This window comes from Mesorhizobium comanense, assembly GCF_005503535.1.
In the GTDB taxonomy this organism is placed as follows: domain Bacteria; phylum Pseudomonadota; class Alphaproteobacteria; order Rhizobiales; family Rhizobiaceae; genus Mesorhizobium; species Mesorhizobium comanense.
This window is the reverse complement of record NZ_SCNN01000001.1, coordinates 201,125-218,421: the sequence shown is the minus strand read 5'-3', so window position 1 is coordinate 218,421 and position 17,297 is coordinate 201,125. Positions and strand designations below refer to the sequence as shown.

The following is a 17,297-nucleotide window of genomic DNA, read 5'->3' as shown; positions in this document are numbered from 1 at the left end:
GCGGAAGCGTAGGAAGCCATCGTTCGCAGGCCGGCATCACCTGAATATCAGCATGCCTAGCGGGCGGTCACCTGCATCGGCAGACCGCCTTGAGGCTGCGTCGTCAGTTTCTGCACCGGCCAGGGTTTGGTCTCGGCCGAGGTGTCGAAACGGAAGCGCGACAAGAGGATGGCGAGCGCGATGATCGCCTCCTGCATGGCGAAGCTGGCGCCGATGCAGACGCGCGGCCCCGCGCCGAACGGCAGATACTGGAAACGGTCGATCTTTTCGCGATTTCCAGGATGGAAACGTTCGGGCATGAAGGCATCGGGCCTGTCCCACAGCTTCCTGTGGCGATGCACGACCCAGGGCATGACCAGCACGGCCGCATGCTTCGGGATGTAGAGGTCCTTCCACATTTCCGGCACGATCGGCTCTCGGTTGATCGACGGCGCCGGCGGATAGAGCCGCAGCGCTTCGTCGAAGGCGGCGCGCGTCAGCGGCATGGCGTCGAGCCACTTGGTCGGATCGGGTTCGCGCGCCAGCACCTCGTCGATTTCCTGCTCGATCCGGTCACGCTCCCATGGCGATTCGGCCAAGCAGTAAAGCGTCCAGCCAAGGGCCCGCGCGGTCGTCTCGTGGCCTGCGCCGATGAAGGTGATGATGTTGTCCTCGACTTCGGCTCGCGTCAGCCCGTCGGGACCTTCGGCCCGGAGCAGCAGCGTCAGGAAATCCTGCGGAACGGCATCGGGATCGCGCCGGAATTTCTCTTCGCGCATCTTGACCGTGTCGGTGACGATCTTGCGGAAATAGGCCATGGTCTTGCGGCCGCGGATGCGGGTCAGGCGCGGCAGCCAGTCGGGGGCGCGCAGCAGGTCGAGCGGATCGACGCGGCCCATGGTCTCGAACAGGCGGTCGATCTCGTTGGCGAAACTGCCAGGCTCACCCGCGATCTCGCCCGAGAACAGCGTCTCCGCCAGTATGTCGTAGGTCAGCAGCGTCATGTCGTGAGCGATGTCGGAGGTGCCGCCCGCCTCGTAGCGGGTTACGAACTCCTCGGTGCGCTTGAGCATCGGCTGCGCGAAGCCGAAGATGTGGCGCGGCGTGAACACAGGCGCCATCGCCTTGCGCGACCGCTTCCAGACCTCGCCTTCGGCGGTCAGCAGGCCGTCTCGCAGGATCGGCCGCAGGATCTTCTGGCGCACCGTCGCCATCTTGTAGTTCTTGGCGTTGTCGACCAGCACATGGCGGATCAGGCCGGGATCGTTGGCGATGACCAGCGGTCCGCCGGCGCCCTTGGCCGAAATCCAGGGCTCGTTGTAGGTCGGCTCGCCCCACAGTTCGAGCGGGTTGCGGTAGACGATGCGGATCATCTCCAGCGTCGAAGGCGGCGACGTGCGCGGCTTCGGCGCCGGGGGAACGAAGGGGGCGGGCTGAGTGTCCATGAAATGCTCCGCTATGGCTCCAATGTAGTGGCTGGCGATCCGGGCGTCCATGTGACCGAACGGCAGGCCGCAAGACGGCTGCGCGGCATCCCGCGGCTGACGGTCTGTTCATCGGATCGTGACGGGCCTGCCGGGAGTGCCTGCTTGTCCGGCGGTCCAGTCTGCCTTACTGACAGTTACCAACAGATACCGCCAATACGAGGAGCCCGCCTTGAAGCACCAGTTGAACATCATCATCGGCAGCACGCGGCCTGGCCGCGCCGGCCCGGTTTTTGCCGAATGGCTGGAGACGTTCGCGCGCGGGCACGGGAAATTCGAGCCGGTCCTGACCGACATCCACGCTTTCAACCTCCCGGTGCTGGACGAGCCGCATCATCCCAGGCTCGGCAACTACCAGAACGACCATACCAAAGCCTGGTCGAAGGCGATCGATGCCGCGGACGCCTTTGTCTTCGTGGCGCCGGAGTACAATTATTTCGCCGCTCCGGCGATCGTCAACGCGATCGACTACCTCGCCCGCGAATGGAAGTACAAGCCCGCCGCCATCCTCAGCTATGGCGGCGTTTCCGGCGGTTTGCGCGCGGCCCAGGCGCTGAAGCCGCTGCTGACTTCGGTTGGCATCATGCCGATCCCGGAAGGCGTGGCGCTGCCCATGTACCAGAAGCTGCTCGACGACAAAGGCGCGTTCAACGCCAGCGAACAGGTGACCGGTGGAGCAACGGCCATGCTGGACGAGTTGGCGCGTTGGAGCGAGGCGCTGAAACCAATGCGGGCCGCCTGAACAGGCCCGCTTCGGCCGACAGGCCGGCTTGCTCACGCGATAAAGAGGTGGAATTGTCGGCAAACGACTGAGCCGGGGGGGCGGTTCGACTTGCGTTTGCTGTTTGCCTTGCTGCTGATGCTGGCGACCACCGCTGTCGCCACGGCGGAGCGACGCGTGGCATTGGTCATGGCCGACGATGACTACCGGCTGATCCGGCCACTCGCCAATCCGGTGCACGACGGCGAGGCCATGGAGGCGGCGCTCAAGAAACTCGGGTTCGAGGTGGTTCTCGAAACCAACCGCGATCTCCGGCGCATGCGCCGCGCCCTCGACGATTTTCGCGATGATGCCAGGGGCGCCGATGTGGCGCTGGTCTATTTCTCCGGCCACGGCGTGGAAATCTCGGGCGACAACCGGCTGCTGCCGGTCGATGCCGACGCCTCCTCGCTCGACGCGCTGGAGAAGACCAGCCTGCCGCTGGAAGAAGTGCGCGACGCCGTCGCCGCCACAGCCAAGGTCGGGCTGATCGTGCTCGATGCATGCCGCAGCGACCCGTTCTCGGGTGATGCCGGCGGAGGACGCGGCGCGACCTCGATAGCCCGGGATGTCGCCGACAAGGTCAAGCCGGGCCTTGGCCGCGTCGGGCGGGCGGAAAACATCCTGTTCGCCTTTTCAGCCGCGCCGGGCGAAACGGCCGCCGATGGAAGCGGCCAGAATTCGCCCTTTACGGCGGCGTTGACCAAATACCTTGGGACGGATGGGCTCGAAATCCGCTCTGTGCTGACGCTGGTGCAGCAGGAAGTCTATGACCTCAGCCGCGGCAAGCAATTGCCTTATGTCGAGAGCGGCCTGCCGCAGCTGTTCTTCGCTTCCACCGCCAGGGAAGAACTGCCGGAGCGCGAAAGGCTGCTGCTGGCCATGGCTGATGTGACGCCGCAAATGCGCGGCGAGGTCGAACAGATCGCCAGCGATGCCGACATGCCGCTGGCGCCGCTCTATGGCGCGCTGATCAGCAGCGACACCAGCCACCTGTCGGCCGAAAGCCTCAACGCCAGGCTGCGCGAGGCGGCCGACGCTTTCGTCAAGGTGCGTGGCGAGATGAAGACGCTTGCCTCCGGCGACCCGCAGGTGACGGAACTGCGCCGGCAGGCCGAGGAACAGCTCTCGCTCGGCGCCTTCGACAGCGCGCGTGCCATCCTCGCCAAGGCCGCCGATATCGACAATTCTTCGCGCCAGACGCTGAAGGCCAATTTCGTCAGCCGCACTATGTCGGAGGCCGCGACGCGGTTCCTGTCGGCCGGCGCGGCGCGCGCCGATCTCGACTATGCCGCGGCCATCAAGGACTATGAATCGGTGCTGGCGCTTTATGGCGAGGCCGGGCAGACCTCACTCACCCTCGAACAGGCCGACCGCCAGAGCCGGACGCTGGAGGAACTTGGCATTCTCTATACGACCGTGGGCAATGTCGAAGCCGCGGGCCGAGCCTTTACCGCCCTTTTGGCCAATCTCGAGCAGCGGTCGCGTCAGGAAACCGACCCCAGCGTCAAGCGCGATCTTGCCATCAGCCATATCAAGCTCGCCAACATAGAGATGGCGCGGGGAGATCTGCCGACCTCCTTGCAACACTATGAGGCGGCCAGGGACATGCTGCAGGACCTGACGGCAAGCGAGCCGGACAGGAAAGGCTGGCTCGGCGATCTCGCCATGGCCAATGACAAAATCGGCAACGTGCTGGCGACGCAAGGCGACGTGGGCGCCGCGGCCAAGGCCTATCAGCAAAGCCTGTCGATCAAGCAGCAATTGGCGGAGGCCGAGCCGAACAGCGCCTCTCTGCTGCGCGACCTGACCATCACCTACGATGAAATCGGCGATCTTGCCCGAAGCACCGGTCATCTGGACGACGCCCAGACGGCCTTCGAGGAGAGCCTGAGAATCCGGCTGGCGCTGGCCGGGAACAAACCCGGCGATCCCGAGCGCCAGCGCGCCGTCTCTGTCAGCCAGGATAGGATCGGCGATCTCAAGCGCGAGCGCGGCGACGCCGCCGGCGCGCTCGAGGCCTACGCCAAGAGCGTGGCGATCGCCGAAGAGATGGCGCGCCGCGACCCGAAGAACACGGATTTGAAGCGCGACCTGTCGATCGCCTATAGCAAGACCGGCAATGCGCTCGGCGACCAAGAGGACTGGCCGGCGGCGCTGGCTTCCTATCAGCAGGCGCTGACGGTGGCGCGTGACCTTGCCGCGACCGACCCCGGCAACACCGAGTGGCAGCGCGACCTGTCGGTCTGCCTGGAAAAGGTCGCGGGCGTGCTGGATGTCCAGGGCGATGCAGGCGGCGCGCTGCGCACCTATCAGGACAGTCTAGCCATCGCCGATCGGCTGGCCAGGCTCGACCCCGCCAATTCCGATTGGCAACGCGACCTGTCGATCACGCTGTCGGAAATCGGCATGCTGGAGACCAGGCGGCGCCACTTCGAGGGCTCCAAGCAGGCCTTCGAGGCCAGCCTCGCCATCCGCCAGCGGCTGGCCCAGTCCGATCCGAACAATGCGATCTGGCAATTCGATCTGGTGCAGGCCTACATCAACTATGCCTACGTGGCGAAGGATCCGAAGGCCGTGCTGAACAAAGCGCTGACCCTGACGCTGGAGCTCGACCGCACGGGCCGGCTGGCGCCCAGGGACAAATCCACGATCAAATATCTGCGCGACCTTATCGCCAAATTCAGCGCTCGAAAAAAATAGCCGGCTGCGGCTCGGGATTTGGCCCGGAAATGCCCGCAAACCTTGGAAAAACCGCCTTTAGCGCCTATATCTACGCCATATCACGAGCGCGATTCGGGGCCGATTTTTCGCGTTGCAGAAGCGGCATCTAGACAACAGGTTTTCATGAGCGACCAGACCGAGAACACCAACGGCGGGCCAGCCGAGTACGGCGCCGATTCCATCAAGGTTTTGAAGGGGTTGGATGCTGTCCGCAAGCGGCCCGGCATGTATATCGGCGACACCGATGACGGCTCGGGCCTGCACCACATGGTCTACGAGGTGGTGGATAACGCCATCGACGAGGCGCTGGCCGGCCATGCCGACCTCGTTTCGGTGACGCTCAATCCCGACGGCTCGGTTACCGTGATCGACAATGGCCGCGGCATTCCGACGGACATTCACCCCAGCGAAGGCATTTCGGCGGCCGAAGTGATCATGACGCAGCTGCATGCCGGCGGCAAATTCGACCAGAATTCCTACAAGGTGTCTGGCGGCCTGCACGGCGTCGGCGTCTCGGTCGTCAACGCGCTGTCCGCCTGGCTGAAGCTGAAGATCCGCCGCAACGGCCAGATCTTCGAAATGAGCTTCACCCATGGCGATGCCGACGCGCCGCTGAAGGTGACCGGCAGCTACGAGCAGAACAAGCAGCCGGGCACCAATGAAGGCCGCAGCGGCAGCGAGATCACCTTCTTCCCGTCGGCCGAGACCTTCACCATGGTCGAGTTCGACTTCGGCACGCTGGAACACCGCCTGCGCGAGCTGGCTTTCCTCAACTCCGGCGTGCGCATCGTTTTGACCGACGCCCGGCACGCCGATGTGGTGAAGCATGAACTTCACTATGACGGCGGCCTCGAAGAATTCGTCAAATACCTTGACCGCGTGAAGAAGCCGCTGATCGAGAAGCCGATCGCCATCCGCGCCGAGCGCGACGGCATCACCGTCGAAGTGGCAATGTGGTGGAACGACAGCTACCACGAGAATGTGCTGGCCTTCACCAACAACATTCCGCAGCGCGATGGCGGCACCCATCTGGCCGGCTTCCGCGGCGCGCTGACGCGCCAGATCACGGGTTATGGCGATTCCTCCGGCCTGACCAAGAAGGAAAAGGTCGCGCTGACCGGCGACGATTGCCGTGAAGGGCTGACTGCCGTGCTGTCGGTCAAGGTTCCCGATCCGAAATTCTCCTCGCAGACCAAGGACAAGCTGGTTTCCTCGGAAGTCCGCCCGGTGGTCGAAGGGCTGGTCAACGAGGCGCTCGGCACGTGGCTGGAAGAGCATCCCACCGAAGGCAAGGTGGTGGTCGAGAAGGTGATCCAGGCCGCCGCCGCGCGCGAAGCCGCGCGCAAGGCGCGCGACATCACCCGCAAGACCTCCCTCGGCGTCACCTCGCTCCCCGGAAAGCTCGCCGACTGCCAGGAACGCGATCCGGCGAAATCCGAAATCTTCATCGTCGAGGGCGATTCCGCCGGCGGCTCGGCCAAGGGTGGCCGCTCGCGTCAGAACCAGGCCATCCTGCCGCTGCGCGGTAAAATCCTGAATGTGGAGCGCGCCCGCTTCGACCGCATGCTCTCGTCCGACATGATCGGCACGCTGATCACCGCGCTCGGCACCTCAATCGGCAAGGACGAATTCAATGCCGACAAACTGCGCTATCACAAAATCATCTTGATGACCGACGCCGACGTCGACGGCGCCCATATCAGGACCTTGCTGCTGACCTTCTTCTTCCGCCAGATGCCGGAACTGATCGAGCGCGGCCATCTCTACATAGCCCAGCCGCCGCTCTACAAGGTGACGCGCGGCAAGAGCTCGCAATACATCAAGAATGAAAGCGCGTTCGAGGAGTTCCTGATCGGCTCCGGGCTCGAGGAGGCCTCGCTCTCACTCGGCTCCGGCGAAGTGCGCGCGGGACAGGATCTGCGCAGCGCCATCGACGACGCGCTTGCCGTTCGCCAGCTGATCAACGGGCTGCACACGCGCTACAACAGAGGCGTCGTCGAGCAGGCAGCCATTGCAGGCGGGCTCAACGCCGATGTCGTCGCCGACCTCGGCCGCGCCAACGCCATGGCCGAGCGCATCGCCGCGCGGCTGGACGTGATCGCCGAGGATACCGAGCGCGGCTGGACCGGCCGCATGTCGACCTCGAACGATGGCAGCGGCGGCTATGTGTTCGAGCGCACGGTGCGCAGCGTGAAGGAATACGCCCAGCTCGACCTCGGCCTGATCAATTCCGCCGATGCGCGCCAGCTCGACCGTTACGCGCAGCGGCTCAGAGACGTCTACGCGACGCCGCCGGTGCTGCGCCGCAAGGATGTCTCGGAGACCATCTCGGGCCCGATTGCCCTGCTCAACGCGGTCTTCGCCACCGGCCGCAAGGGCCTGACCATGCAGCGCTACAAGGGTCTCGGCGAGATGAATGCCGAGCAGCTGTGGGAAACCACGCTCGATCCGAACGTGCGCTCGCTGCTGCAGGTCAAGATCAGCGACGCGACCGATGCCGACAGCCTGTTCTCGCGGCTGATGGGCGACGAGGTGGAGCCAAGACGCGAATTCATCCAGGACAACGCGCTGTCGGTGGCCAACCTCGACATCTAGCCCCTTGTTTTGACGCAATTCCGGACGGAAAACCGCTAGGCACTTTTCCTGGAATTGCTTTAAGGCCGCAGCGAGGCATTGAAGAAGCTCACCAGCGCGGCATTCAGGCGTTGGTGGAACGCGGCCCGGTCAAAGCCGGGCGCGTCCGTGCAGATATCGCGGGCAGCGGCGGCCAGTCTGGCGCCGCAAGGCGGCAAGAACGCATAGTGGCCGGCCAGAGGCTCGACGTGATACTCCGGCGGCCGTGGCAGCCTCGTGCGGATATGCTCTTCGTACCAGGGGTCGGGCTGATGCCGATCGTCTGCGGCGCGCCATAGCAGCACCGGTATTTGAACCGAGGCGAGACCGGCCTGGTCGAAGGTGAAACCGAACGCCGGCGCGGCGGCGGCGATGGCGCGGATTCGGCGGTCCGGCTTCCAGGCGTCTCGTGGCGGATGCACGATTTCGGCGACCGAACGGACGCCGGCCTTCGCCAGCGCAGTGCAAAGGTCGTGCTCGGGATTTGCCTTGCAGTATGGGTCGATCCTGTCGAGGTCGGGTATTCCTCCCGCTTCGACGAGCACGGTGAAGCCGCCATTCGAGAATCCGAAGGCGCCGATGCGTTGCGGATCGATGCCGGCGTGCCCGCGCCAATCCTTCAGCATGAAATCGATCAGCCGGCTCAGCTGGGCGGGCCGGCGCCACGGCATCAGCACCTTGCTCTGGTCGTCATGGGTGTCGCCGGCGTGGCTGACAGCGGCCACGACGAAGCCGGCTCTCGCCAGGGCGATCGCCGTGTCATAATGGCCGGCATAGGATCCGCCGCCGCCATGCGAGATAAGGACGAGCGGCAGCGCCGTGCCTTTCAGCGGACCGGAAGGCGCCACGTGCTGGCTGAAACTGTCCAGCGGCAAATCGCGCGGCTCGGCCGACGTCGGGTACCAGATACCGGCGGCCAGCGCAGGTTCGCCGTCGTTGGGGACACGAACGACTTCGAAGCCGACCGATGAGGCAGGCGTGGGGTCTCCCGCGACCAAACCGTCCGGGGTCGCATCGAGCGGCACACCGGCTGCAAAGGCCGAGGTCCCACCCCAGGCGAGCAGACCGGAGAGCAGCGCCACGAATGATGCCGCAAGCGGCTTGCGCACAGACGCCTTCACCCGCCGGGCTATTGCTCTTCGCGCGACCAGGATTCTCTTCAGGGTCATTTGTCTTCCCACACCAAAGGAGAACGGCGCCGTGACGCCATCGGCAGGGTCGATCGGCGCAAGACCTACCGGGTAGAAATCGAGAGCTCACCTTCCGCTTTTGCCCGGCTCTGCTTGCGGGTCAAATCACAACGGCATCACCGTTGCGGCACCGGCGCGCGGCAGCGCGCGAAATTGTTCCGCCACCGGCAAACAAAATCATTTCACTGTCCTCCGGAACGGAAGCTGCCGCGGAACATTGTGACAGCACCGATCACAATTTCTCACAAGGAGACACCCATGGGACGTGGCATTCTGCTCTGGTTGCTCGGCATTCCGATTCCGATCATCATTCTCATCATGCTTTTCGTACGATAGGGGGCGTCGATGCAGTCCACCCTATCGGCTGTCGACGTATCCGCTTCGACGGAATCATCCTCCACCGCCGTCAGCTGGGGGCCGATCATCGCGGGTGCTTTCGCGGCCTCGACCTTGACCTTTATCCTCATGCTGCTCGGCTCGGGGCTCGGGCTCAGCATGGTTTCGCCATGGTCGGGTTCGGGCGCGTCGGTCACAACCTTTGCGGTGTCGACCGCCATCTGGCTGATCATCGTGCAATGGTTGTCTTCCGGTGTCGGTGGCTACCTCGCCGGACGCCTTCGCACCAAATGGGTGGGCATCCACACCGACGAGGTTTATTTCCGTGACACGGCCCATGGCTTCCTCGCCTGGGCGTTGGCCACCCTGCTGGTTGTCGGCGTCCTCGGTTCGGCGCTGTCCACCGTTCTCGGTTCCGGGGCGCAGGCCGTGTCGAGCGTCGCCTCAGGTGCTGCCACGGCTGTGTCTGCTGGTGCGTCCGCCAATGCCGGCAACGCATCGGCCGACAATGCGACTTCCTATCTCCTGGATTCGCTGTTTCGCCCTGCCGACCCAAGCAAGCTCACGGTGGCTGGTCCGGACGGGAATGCAGCTGCGGTCGGGCAGGCCTCACGCATCCTGATCGCGAGTGCGGCGGCAGGCGAGATTTCGGCAGACGACAAGACCTATCTCTCGCAATTGGTTGCCAACCGCACCGGCCTCTCCGAGGCCGACGCCAAGGCGCGGGTCGATGCTCTGGTCGCCAAGGTCGAGGACGCCAAGGTCAAGGCCAAGCAGGCGGCCGACACGGCCAGGAAAGCAAGCGCCACCTTCGCCCTGCTCGGCGCGCTGTCGCTGATCGTCGGCGCCTTCATCGCCAGCGCTGCGGCCGCACTCGGCGGCAGGCAGCGGGACGACGAGGAAGCCGTTTTCCTGAGCAGGCCCTGACTTTTTCCTGAGCGGGCTCTGACTTTCGCTGTACCGTCAAATGCAAAAGCCCGGCCATGCGGCCGGGCTTTTTTGCTTCCGACTGGACAGCCCGAATCCATTTGATGTCTTCCCGCTCACACGACGGGCGACTGCGCATGCCGGCCTGGGGAGCGGCACTAGCGGACCGCGTGCTGCCGCAACCAATCGACCGCGAAATCCAGGATCATCGGCACATTCTCGCCGGTCTCGACAGCGCCGGCCAACTCGGAGAGCCGCATGGCGGCGGCGAGGAGGAACACCCGTCGCGGATCGAGCAAATTGCCGCTGCGCGCCTCGTAGGCACGTATGCCGCGCAGGGCGAGATCGGGATCGATGAGCGATACCTGCACGAATTCGCGATGCGGCGGCCCGAAACCGGAATCGGCGAAGTCGAAAATGCCGGCGAGCCGCGACCGGTCATGGTCGAAGGCCATGTTCCAGCCATGCGCGTCGAAGAAGCCGTAGACCTCGCCGAGCGGGTCGGGGCCCAGTTCATGATACGCCTGGATTGCCATTTCGGCCTCGCGGCGCAGCTCCGACGGCAAGAGCTGCCAGACCGATGCTAGCGTGCCCTCCTGCGTATCCCACCAGCCGACCGGCTCGGCGCCTGCCGCGCGCATGACGGAAGGGGCGATGGCATGAAGTTCGGCGAAGAACAGGGCGAGATCGTCCGCAAGCCGTGCCCGCGCCGTATCGTTCAGCTTTGCGTAGTCGGCTGGCTCCAGCGTCCGGCCGGGCAGTTTGCCATGCATGGAAAACAGCGGGGGACCGGAATGGATCGTCATATCCGGCACTGGCGTCCGCACGAACGGCCGCGCGGCTCCGAGCAGCCGCGCTTCCCGCAGCAGCGCGGCCTCGGCCTCCTCCCCTTCCGGGAACTTGAAGATGTGGCGGCCGTCGACCTCGACGGCGAGGCTGTGCCACCCGCGGCCGGCAACCGCGAATTTGGCGCCCGCCAGGTGCGGATGGGCTGCAATGATCGCATGCCGGCATTCCGGCGGCACGTGCGGAGGTGCAGGTACGCCGGTCAGTGATCCATCGCCTTGACGATTTCCTCGGTCATCTTCTTGGCGTCGCCGAGCAGCATCATGGTGCCGTCCTTGTAGAACAGCGTGTTGTCGATGCCGGCATAGCCGGAGCCGAGCGAGCGCTTGACGAACAGGCAGGTGCGGGCCTTGTCGACGTCCAGGATCGGCATGCCGTAGATGGGCGAGCTCTTGTCGTCGCGCGCGGACGGGTTGGTGACGTCATTGGCGCCGATGACATAGGCGACATCGGCCTGGGCGAATTCGGAGTTGATATCCTCGAGTTCGAACACTTCGTCATAGGGCACGTTGGCTTCGGCCAAGAGCACGTTCATGTGGCCGGGCATGCGGCCGGCGACCGGGTGGATGGCGTATTTGACGTCGACGCCATTGGCCTTCAGCTTGTCGGCCATTTCGCGCAAAGCGTGCTGCGCCTGCGCGACCGCCATGCCGTAGCCGGGCACGATGATGACCTTCTGGGCGTTCATCATCAGATAGGCGGCGTCGTCGGCCGAACCCTGCTTCACGGTGCGCTCTATGCCGTCATCGGCTTGAGCCGCGGTCTCGCCGCCGAAACCGCCGAGGATGACCGAGATGAAGGAGCGGTTCATGCCCTTGCACATGATGTAGGACAGGATCGCGCCGGAGGAACCAACCAGCGCGCCGGTGATGATCAGCGCCAGATTGCCGAGCGTGAAGCCGAGCGCGGCGGCGGCCCAGCCGGAATAGGAATTCAGCATCGAGACGACGACCGGCATGTCGGCGCCGCCGATCGGGATGATGAGCAGCACGCCGAGCACCAGCGAGGCGGCGACGATCAGCCAGAAGACAAACTTGGATTCCGTCGTGACGAGCAACACGATGAGCACGACCAGCGCGATGCCAAGTGCCGCGTTGATGAAATGGCGGCCGCCGATCATGATCGGCTTGCCCGACATGCGGCCATCGAGCTTCAGGAAGGCGATGACCGAGCCGGTGAAGGTGATGGCGCCGATGGCGACACCCAGGCTCATTTCGACCAGGGCCTGGGCGTGAATGTCGCCGGCCGTGCCGATGCCGAAGCTTTCCGGGGCGTAGATGGCGGCTGCCGCCACCATCACGGCGGCAAGGCCGACCAGAGAGTGGAACGCGGCGACAAGCTGCGGCATCGAGGTCATGGCGATGCGGCGCGCGGTGACGGCGCCGACGCCGCCACCGATGGCAAGACCAAGCACGATCAGGCCGAAGCGCCAGCCCGAAGGGGTTGCCAGCGCCAGCGTGGTAGCGATGGCAATGCCCATGCCGATCATACCGTAGAGATTGCCCTGGCGGCTGGTGGTCGGGTGCGACAGGCCGCGCAGAGCCAGGATGAACAGGATGCCGGAAACCAGGTACAGGAAGGAAGCGAGATTGACCGTCATGGCTTAGTTCAATGCCTCCATTGTACCCTTGGGGAGTTCGACATTTTCGAACTCGGGATAGACTTTTCTTATTACCGTCAACTGTTTGGGCTCATCGATGCGAACCAGGTACCATTGGCTCCCGTCCAGCAGGGCCAGCGTCTGACTGCGGGCGACCACCCGTTGCTTGTGGCCGTCCTTGTCAATGCTCATGGTCGTCTCTGTGGGAAGCAGCGCGAAAGGCGTGCCGTCTTCCAATTCGCGATACTGCGCGCCATCCGCGTCCATCGTGAAAGATTCCACCGTCACCGTCTTCAGGACATCGGCCCAGGCAGCCTGCATCTGTTTCTGGAGCTCTCCGACGGAAGCACCACTGGCGGTCGCGACATAGTCAAGCACGCGCGGCGGCATCATGCCGAAGACGTGGCCCATGTCGTTTGCCCCGAACGCGGACTTGAACTCCTCGACCTTGGCAAGCAGCGATTGCTTTTCGTCGTCCCTGGGCGGCCGAGCCCAACCGGGACCGGCAGAGAGAAAGGCGGCAAGCAAGAGAGCAAGCAGCGTCCTGAACAATGCACTCCCTCCTCTCAAAAGCTGCGAACGTCCCCCGACTGGAAGCGGGACGTCACTTGTCCTTCTTCTTGTACATGGCCAGCATGCGCTGCGTGACCAGGAAGCCGCCGAAGATGTTGACCGAGACCAGCATCAGCGCCACGAAGCCGAAGCCCGCGGCAACGCCAGAGGCCGCGATGCCGACGGCGAGCAGCGCGCCGACGACGATGACGGAGGAAATGGCGTTGGTGACCGCCATCAGAGGCGTGTGCAGCGCGGGCGTCACCGACCATACGACATAGTAGCCGACGAAGATCGCGAGCACGAAGATGGCGAAACGGAAGACGAAGGGGTCGATCGCCCCGCCCGAAAGCGCATGCGCGGCATTGCCGGCCGCATCGGCGCCGCCCGGAGCGTTCGCCAGGTTCTGCACGGCGAGCCGGACGGCAGCACTTGCCTGATCGAGTTGGTCGAGGGCTTTCTGCAGGGTCTGATCCATCACGCAATCCCCTTGGGCTTGGACGAGGTCGACTTGGATGCGGCAGGTTTCCTGGGCGCGGCTTTCTTCGCGGGCGCGGGCTTGGCCGAGGCATCGGCAACCATGGTGGTGGCCGGTATCGCGGCAGGCTCGACATGTTCGCCCTTTGGCGGCTGCTGGTCCGCCTTGGCGAAGGCCGGATGGACGATCTTGCCGCCATCGGTCAGCATGGTCGCCTTGACGAGCTCGTCGTCGCGCTTGATGGCGAGCGTCTTGGTGGTCTTGTCGACCAGCGTCTCGAGGAAGGCGAACAGGTTCTTGGCGTAAAGCAGCGACGCGGACGCGGCCACGCGGCCCGGCACGTTGAGATGGCCGACGATCTTGACGCCGTTGGCCGTGGTCACCACCTTGCCGGCTTCCGCGCCCTCGACATTGCCGCCGCGCTCGACGGCAAGATCGACAAGGACAGAGCCCGGCTTCATCGAAGCGACCATGGCAGCCGAGACCAGCTTGGGCGCCGGGCGCCCGGGGATCAGCGCGGTGGTGATGACGATGTCCTGCTTGGCGATGTGCTCAGCCGTCAGCGCCGCCTGCTTGGCCTGGTATTCCTTCGACATTTCCTTGGCGTAGCCGCCAGCGGTCTCCGCTGCCTTGAACTCGTCGTCCTCGACCGCAAGGAATTTGGCACCGAGCGATGCGACCTGCTCCTTGGCGGCGGGGCGAACGTCGGTGGCGGTGACGACCGCGCCAAGGCGGCGCGCGGTGGCGATCGCCTGCAGGCCGGCGACGCCGACACCCATGATGAAGACCTTCGCGGCGGGGACCGTGCCCGCCGCCGTCATCATCATCGGCAGTGCCCGGTCATATTCCGAAGCACCGTCGATGACCGCCTGGTAGCCGGCGAGGTTGGCCTGCGAGGAGAGCACGTCCATCGACTGCGCGCGGGTAATGCGCGGCATGAACTCCATGGAGAACGCCGTGACACCGGCCTTGGCGAGCGCCGCGACCGCCACATCGTTGCCGTAAGGATCCATGATGGCGATGACCGCCGCGCCGGGTTTGTAATTCTTCAGTTCGGCGTCCGTCGGCCGGCGGACCTTGAGCACCACATCGGCCTTGGCGGCATCCGCCGCCTTGCCGATGGCGGCCCCCGCCTTGGCGAACTCCTCGTCGGGGATGCGTGACCTCGTGCCGGCGCCGGCCTCGACGACGACATCGAAGCCAAGCGCTGCCAGACGCTTTGCCGTATCGGGGGAGGCCGCGACACGCGGCTCGTTCGCGTCAAGCTCACGAGGGATGAAAACCGTCTGTCCCACCGCATGATCCTTTCGGCTGGAACCTGTTTGCGCGAAGTGTCGGCCGGTATACCCGGCAACGTCAACCGCAAGAGGGTTTTGGAAGGTCTATCGCAGAATGAAGGCGCCGACGGCCAGTATCAGGATGAACAGGATGGTCGCCGAAAAGAAGCCGCCCGCGAAGAAGCCGAAAGCCATCGCCAAGAGCAGCGCGCCGCAGAACAGCGAGCCGTATTTGGCCAAGGCCAGAAAGCCGGCATAGGTACGGTCGTGTTCGGCATAGTCCATCTTCGCGCCCAGCTCTACAGGACCGGTCGGCGTGTGATCAGCCATAGGAATACCCCTTCGAAGACATCTTTCAGGCACATAGCGAAAAGCCGGGCCGAGAGCAATGGCGCTATTGCCGCATCGCAGCCGACAACTGCCTCAAGGGAAACTTGAAACTGATGGCCGACCCCTTGCCCGTGAGGTCCTGTCCTCATCGGCCGTCGGCAGGATGGGTAAACAGCATTGAACCCTGCTGTGAGAATTTGGCGATTCAGGAAGGTACCGCCAGGAGTTATCGTCGCTGGAAGGAACGCTGGTTGGTGAAATCATGACGACACCCACACAGACATTTGACTGGGAAGGGACGACCATCGCGTGGGGGACCGCCGGCTCGGGCCCACCGATCGTGCTCGTGCATGGTACGCCGTTCTCCTCGCATGTCTGGCACCGCGTCGCGCCTGAACTGGCGCGCGACCATACGCTGTATTTCTACGATCTTCCCGGCTACGGGCGATCCGACAAGCGGGAAGGCCAGGACGTTTCGCTCGGCATCCAGAATGGCGCGCTGGCGGCAATTCTGGCTTTTTGGAAACTCGACCGGCCGAAAGTCATCGCCCATGATTTCGGCGGCGCCACCGCCTTGCGTGCCCATCTCATCGACGGCCGCGACTACGAAAGGCTGCTGCTCATCGACCCGGTGGCGGTGCGGCCCTGGGGCTCACCTTTCGTCCAGCATGTCCGGCAGCACGAAGCGGCCTTCGCCGGGGTGCCGGATTATATCCAGACGGCGATCCTGAAGGCCTATGTTTCGGGTGCCGCGTTCAAGCCCTTGTCGGACAACGAACTGGAGCCCTACATCGCCCCCTGGATGGGGCCGGTCGGCCAGCCAGCTTTCTATCGGCAGATCGCGCAGATGGACCAGCGTTTCACCGACGAGGTCGAACCGCTTTACGCCGGCCTGCGCTGCCCGGTAGCTTTGTTGTGGGGAGAAGAGGACGGCTGGATCCCCCCGCGGAGCGGCCACAGGCTGGCGGCCATGCTGCCGGGTTGCGCCCTGACGCTCATCCCCGGCTCCGGCCATCTCATGCAGGAAGACGCGCCGGAAGCCATCGTGGCAGCGGCGCTGCGCTTTTTCGAGGGCTGAGGGCTTCAGCCTGCGAGATGGGGGAACAGACCGAGCAGCCCGACGACTATCAGATAGAGCGCCACGATGTAGTTCAGCAGCCGTGGCATGATAAGGATCAGCACGCCCGCTATCAGCGAGATGAGAGGCGTGAGGGTGAGCTGGGAAATATGCATGTGGTTGTCCTTTCCGGGAGCGATGACCATCGACTTGCGTCGACGCCGCCACCGACAACGCGGCCAGGCCCGGAAAGCTCCATTGGAAGGCGATGAGCCTAACCGATATCGCAGGACAACCAACGGCTTGAGGCAAGCGGCCCGCAGGCCGCGCGCTCAAGCCGCTTCGAAATATCAGGCCGCTTCGAAATATTTGGCGGTGGGCAGGATGGTCAATGGCGCCAGTTCGCCCCGCTTGGGGCGCTGGAAGAGCATGCGCTGCTCGAAGGTCGTCGAATTGAAGAAGGGAAAACGGTCCAGCGTCGCCTGCATGTTCTCGGAGCACTTCGACTGGAACAGGTGCACCGGCACGGTGAGCCCGGGATAATTGCGTGGCGGAACCGCCTGCTCCGAACGGAAGATGCGGTGATAGAAGGCGGAATGCTCTTCCTTGATCGCCGTCAGGCAATAGGTGGGCTTGAAATGGCTGCAAGCGACCACCGCCAGCCTGAGCGTGATGTATGGCAGCACCCGCAGGCTGCTCGACCATTCGAGGTCGGCCGCGAAACGGCTCGGATCGACGAACGTCTCGCCGGCTGCCAGACGCCGCGACAGCACGTCGCCGAAGACATCGGTGCTGGGCGAAACAGGATATCTCGCGCTGGCGTAGTGAATCCTGATGGTGCTGACGAGAACGCCGTCGAAGAAGACGCCGAAGCGGTAGGAATTCGGCAGATCGTCGAAGCTGTCCTTCACCATGCGCGACGCCATCGGCTTGACCATGCCGGCGTGAAGATAGGAGTTGTAGCGAAGCCTGTAGATCGCCTCGAGATCCTCGGCGCCATCACACAGGCGATACTCCACATGCTCCAGAACATCCATGATGTGATCTGAAAACACGGACGGACGGCTCTTGTCCCTGGCCGCAGCCGCCAGGGGCGTACCCAACAACTTGTTTTCCATTTTGGTCCTCGCACGGCCACACGACG

General features: G+C 64.3%; 15 protein-coding genes. 5 read left to right on the top strand and 10 right to left on the bottom strand.

The features are described 5' to 3' along the window. Positions 1-56: 56 nt before the first annotated feature. Positions 57-1,424, bottom strand: a complete 1,368-nt coding sequence (locus tag FFS37_RS01050) for a cytochrome P450 (protein ID WP_137929076.1) — start codon at positions 1,422-1,424, stop codon at positions 57-59. 211 nt (positions 1,425-1,635) lie between these two features. Between FFS37_RS01050 and FFS37_RS01045 the strand changes: the two genes are divergently transcribed. The 3 genes from FFS37_RS01045 (at position 1,636) to gyrB (ending at position 7,542) form a co-directional block, all read left to right on the top strand. After that, positions 1,636-2,205, top strand: coding sequence for an NADPH-dependent FMN reductase (locus FFS37_RS01045; RefSeq protein ID WP_137929075.1), 570 nt, complete (start codon positions 1,636-1,638; stop codon positions 2,203-2,205). Between the two features lie 90 nt (positions 2,206-2,295). Beyond that, complete coding sequence (locus FFS37_RS01040) at positions 2,296-4,926, top strand: caspase family protein (protein ID WP_232375546.1); 2,631 nt, start codon at positions 2,296-2,298, stop codon at positions 4,924-4,926. Positions 4,927-5,070: 144 nt separating this feature from the next. Further along, positions 5,071-7,542 carry a DNA topoisomerase (ATP-hydrolyzing) subunit B gene (gyrB, locus tag FFS37_RS01035; protein ID WP_137929074.1) on the top strand — a complete coding sequence of 824 codons (2,472 nt, stop codon included), beginning with the start codon at positions 5,071-5,073 and terminating at the stop codon, positions 7,540-7,542. 59 nt (positions 7,543-7,601) lie between these two features. On the opposite strand, the gene FFS37_RS01030 is transcribed toward gyrB, so the two are convergent. Further along, positions 7,602-8,729 (bottom strand): alpha/beta hydrolase family protein, encoded by a 1,128-nt coding sequence (locus FFS37_RS01030; protein WP_137929073.1) that lies wholly within the window; start codon positions 8,727-8,729, stop codon positions 7,602-7,604. 366 nt (positions 8,730-9,095) lie between these two features. Here FFS37_RS01030 and FFS37_RS01020 point away from each other — a divergent pair, with 366 nt between their 5' ends. Beyond that, positions 9,096-10,013, top strand: a complete 918-nt coding sequence (locus FFS37_RS01020) for a hypothetical protein (protein WP_137929071.1) — start codon at positions 9,096-9,098, stop codon at positions 10,011-10,013. Positions 10,014-10,171: 158 nt separating this feature from the next. Here the strand turns inward: FFS37_RS01020 and FFS37_RS01015 are convergent, their stop codons facing one another. The 6 genes from FFS37_RS01015 to FFS37_RS00990 all read right to left on the bottom strand — a co-directional run bounded on the left by FFS37_RS01015 (position 10,172) and on the right by FFS37_RS00990 (position 15,096). Continuing rightward, a complete protein-coding gene (locus FFS37_RS01015) occupies positions 10,172-11,038 on the bottom strand; it encodes a phosphotransferase family protein (RefSeq protein WP_210240424.1) in 867 nt (288 codons plus the stop codon). 23 nt (positions 11,039-11,061) lie between these two features. Next, a complete protein-coding gene (locus FFS37_RS01010) occupies positions 11,062-12,459 on the bottom strand; it encodes an NAD(P)(+) transhydrogenase (Re/Si-specific) subunit beta (RefSeq protein WP_137929070.1) in 1,398 nt (465 codons plus the stop codon). Between the two features lie 3 nt (positions 12,460-12,462). Continuing rightward, entirely contained in the window at positions 12,463-13,011 is a 549-nt protein-coding gene (locus tag FFS37_RS01005) for a hypothetical protein (protein WP_137929069.1), read from the bottom strand. Between the two features lie 52 nt (positions 13,012-13,063). Further along, positions 13,064-13,489 carry a proton-translocating transhydrogenase family protein gene (locus FFS37_RS01000; RefSeq protein WP_137929068.1) on the bottom strand — a complete coding sequence of 142 codons (426 nt, stop codon included), beginning with the start codon at positions 13,487-13,489 and terminating at the stop codon, positions 13,064-13,066. Continuing rightward, the gene (locus FFS37_RS00995) at positions 13,489-14,784 is read right to left on the bottom strand and encodes a Re/Si-specific NAD(P)(+) transhydrogenase subunit alpha (protein WP_137929067.1); all 1,296 of its coding nucleotides are present in this window, start codon (positions 14,782-14,784) and stop codon (positions 13,489-13,491) included. The genes FFS37_RS01000 and FFS37_RS00995 overlap by 1 nt, the downstream gene beginning before the upstream one ends. 87 nt (positions 14,785-14,871) lie before the next feature. Then, positions 14,872-15,096 (bottom strand): aa3-type cytochrome c oxidase subunit IV, encoded by a 225-nt coding sequence (locus FFS37_RS00990; RefSeq protein WP_137929066.1) that lies wholly within the window; start codon positions 15,094-15,096, stop codon positions 14,872-14,874. A 262-nt stretch (positions 15,097-15,358) separates the two neighbouring features. Here FFS37_RS00990 and FFS37_RS00985 point away from each other — a divergent pair, with 262 nt between their 5' ends. Beyond that, the gene (locus FFS37_RS00985; protein WP_137929065.1) at positions 15,359-16,174 is read left to right on the top strand and encodes an alpha/beta fold hydrolase; all 816 of its coding nucleotides are present in this window, start codon (positions 15,359-15,361) and stop codon (positions 16,172-16,174) included. Positions 16,175-16,179: 5 nt separating this feature from the next. On the opposite strand, the gene FFS37_RS00980 is transcribed toward FFS37_RS00985, so the two are convergent. Next, on the bottom strand, positions 16,180-16,329 hold the full coding sequence (locus tag FFS37_RS00980; RefSeq protein WP_137929064.1) for a DUF3096 domain-containing protein: 150 nt from the start codon (positions 16,327-16,329) through the stop codon (positions 16,180-16,182). Positions 16,330-16,503: 174 nt separating this feature from the next. Next, positions 16,504-17,271: an N-acyl amino acid synthase FeeM domain-containing protein gene (locus FFS37_RS00975; RefSeq protein WP_137929063.1), complete on the bottom strand. Its 768-nt coding sequence runs from the start codon at positions 17,269-17,271 to the stop codon at positions 16,504-16,506. Positions 17,272-17,297 lie beyond the last annotated feature (26 nt).

Excerpts from the sequence above, each read along its gene's own strand:
- FFS37_RS01000 (WP_137929068.1), bottom strand. The coding sequence starts at position 13,489 with ATGGATCAGACCCTGCAGAAAGCCCTCGACCAACTCGATCAGGCAAGT.
- FFS37_RS01030 (WP_137929073.1), bottom strand. The coding sequence starts at position 8,729 with ATGACCCTGAAGAGAATCCTGGTCGCGCGAAGAGCAATAGCCCGGCGG.
- FFS37_RS00990 (WP_137929066.1), bottom strand. The coding sequence starts at position 15,096 with ATGGCTGATCACACGCCGACCGGTCCTGTAGAGCTGGGCGCGAAGATG.
- FFS37_RS00980 (WP_137929064.1), bottom strand. The coding sequence starts at position 16,329 with ATGCATATTTCCCAGCTCACCCTCACGCCTCTCATCTCGCTGATAGCG.
- FFS37_RS00975 (WP_137929063.1), bottom strand. The coding sequence starts at position 17,271 with ATGGAAAACAAGTTGTTGGGTACGCCCCTGGCGGCTGCGGCCAGGGAC.
- gyrB (WP_137929074.1), top strand. The coding sequence starts at position 5,071 with ATGAGCGACCAGACCGAGAACACCAACGGCGGGCCAGCCGAGTACGGC.
- FFS37_RS01020 (WP_137929071.1), top strand. The coding sequence starts at position 9,096 with ATGCAGTCCACCCTATCGGCTGTCGACGTATCCGCTTCGACGGAATCA.
- FFS37_RS01050 (WP_137929076.1), bottom strand. The coding sequence starts at position 1,424 with ATGGACACTCAGCCCGCCCCCTTCGTTCCCCCGGCGCCGAAGCCGCGC.
- FFS37_RS00985 (WP_137929065.1), top strand. The coding sequence starts at position 15,359 with ATGACGACACCCACACAGACATTTGACTGGGAAGGGACGACCATCGCG.
- FFS37_RS01010 (WP_137929070.1), bottom strand. The coding sequence starts at position 12,459 with ATGACGGTCAATCTCGCTTCCTTCCTGTACCTGGTTTCCGGCATCCTG.